The sequence below is a fragment of the Clostridium sp. CTA-6 genome, from assembly GCF_054768115.1.
In genome coordinates, this window is sequence record NZ_BAAAAU010000025.1 from 1 (window position 1) to 1,905 (window position 1,905).

1 protein-coding gene and 1 tRNA gene are annotated in these 1,905 nt (G+C 23.5%); one reads left to right on the forward strand and one right to left on the reverse strand.

Annotation, left to right across the window (positions count from 1 at the left end; translation table 11 throughout):
- The first annotated feature begins 986 nt into the window (after positions 1–986).
- Complete coding sequence (locus ACYUDJ_RS21185) at positions 987–1,583, forward strand: uracil-DNA glycosylase (protein ID WP_043030868.1); 597 nt, start codon at positions 987–989, stop codon at positions 1,581–1,583.
- Between the two features lie 206 nt (positions 1,584–1,789).
- Here ACYUDJ_RS21185 and ACYUDJ_RS21190 read toward each other — a convergent pair.
- Positions 1,790–1,865 (reverse strand) — tRNA-Lys (locus tag ACYUDJ_RS21190).
- Positions 1,866–1,905: the final 40 nt, after the last annotated feature.

Below are 1,905 nucleotides of genomic sequence, written 5' to 3' on the forward strand. Positions count from 1 at the left end.
CAAATTCATTGACAAGGTTTATTACCTTATCTTACTGGCTGTTACAAGAATGTTTCTTGTTAATTCTCTGTTTAATTTTCAAAGACCACATCGCCTCAGCGACTTTTATATCTTATCAAATTTGTTGTTCTTTGTCAAGAACTTTTTTTCAAATTTGTTTTTTTTATTTGTTGCTGTGTTTCAGCGACATGTACCATTATAGCATTTTCAATTACTATAACGATATGATTTTATCTATTTATATAAAATTAATAGCATTTTTCTTTTATTTTTTACATATTACTCCGTTTTTTTTATATAGATACACTTGGTTATGTTGCTGTAATTATAAGAATTATTTTCTATATATTACTTATATAATTATATTTATATATTATTTTTTAAAATATAAGCACTACATTATTATTGGTTAAGCTAGATAATACTCTACATTTTTATATAATATCTATAATCTAAATTATAGTAACTACTATATATTATAAATATTTTTATATTCTTTATTATTTATACAGTAATTGCTTTTATATTTACCTAATAAAATTATTGAATAATTAGTGTATGATAATATTCCTTTATATGAGATTGATTTTAATATATAATTTATATCATCATATTTCTTTTAAAAGATAATAAAATCCCATATATAAACATTAAATTATATTTTATATGTAACTAATCATATTCATAAAATGTAATTTTAAAAAATATATATTCTTTCACAGTTTTTAATGGAGTTTATTATTAGAATGATAAACATTTTTAACAACCATTAGATAATGGTATATTTTATATTTTCTAAAACTACATATTTTATATAGAACTTTATCTATATAATAATTACTTTTATAAAAATACGCATAAAAAAATTAGCGGTGTTAAAATTAATAAAAGAATACTCTCTTTTAACTACATTAATAGTTGTGTTAATAGTATAAATTTAAAAGGAAATGAAGTTTATATAAATATATAGGAAGGAGTTTTCTTAATTGAATATACAAGAATCTTTGAAAAATAAAATTAAAAATATTTCAGAGGAATATGTAGGTGATAAAACAGGTGGGTACATAACAGGTGATGGGCCTATACCATGTGATATTCTATTTATAGGAGAAGCCCCAGGTAAAAATGAAGTAGAAGAAGGTAAACCTTTTGTAGGTATGGCTGGTAAAAACTTTGAGAAATATTTAAATTCTATAGGCCTTAAAAGAGAATCTATTAGAATTACTAATACTTGTTTTTTTAGACCTATAAAAATTAAAGAAGGTAAAAATGGAAGAATATCTATAAGTAATAGACCACCTAAGGTTTCAGAAATATCTTTATTTAGTTCCATACTTGATGAAGAAATTAATTTAGTAAACCCTAAATTAATAATTACATTAGGAAATGTTCCCTTGAAAAGGCTAACAAATTTTAAGTCTATTGGTGATTGTCATGGTAATGTTTATTTTGTTGAAAACTTAAGTAGATATGTGTTTCCAATGTATCATCCATCATCTTTAACTTATAATAGAAGTGAAGAATTTCATAAGATATATGAGAATGATTGGCTTAAGTTAAAAGAAGCTCTAGGCAAAATTTAAATCTAAGTCCCTTGTATTCATAAAAATCTATATTATTTTCATAATATAGATTTTTATTTTATTATTTCATATAACAATTATATATTCTAATACACCCATATGAAGCATCAAAATTTCATATTCATTATATTTATACTATTCCATAATAATTTGAATAATATATATTATCCAAATTAAAAAGCACCTTACAAAACTGTAAAGTGCTTTGGTGATCCACCGGGGAATCGAACCCCGGACAACATGATTAAAAGTCATGTGCTCTACCAACTGAGCTAGTGAATCATATTCATCTGGCAACGACCTACTCTTCCACAGGGCCTCC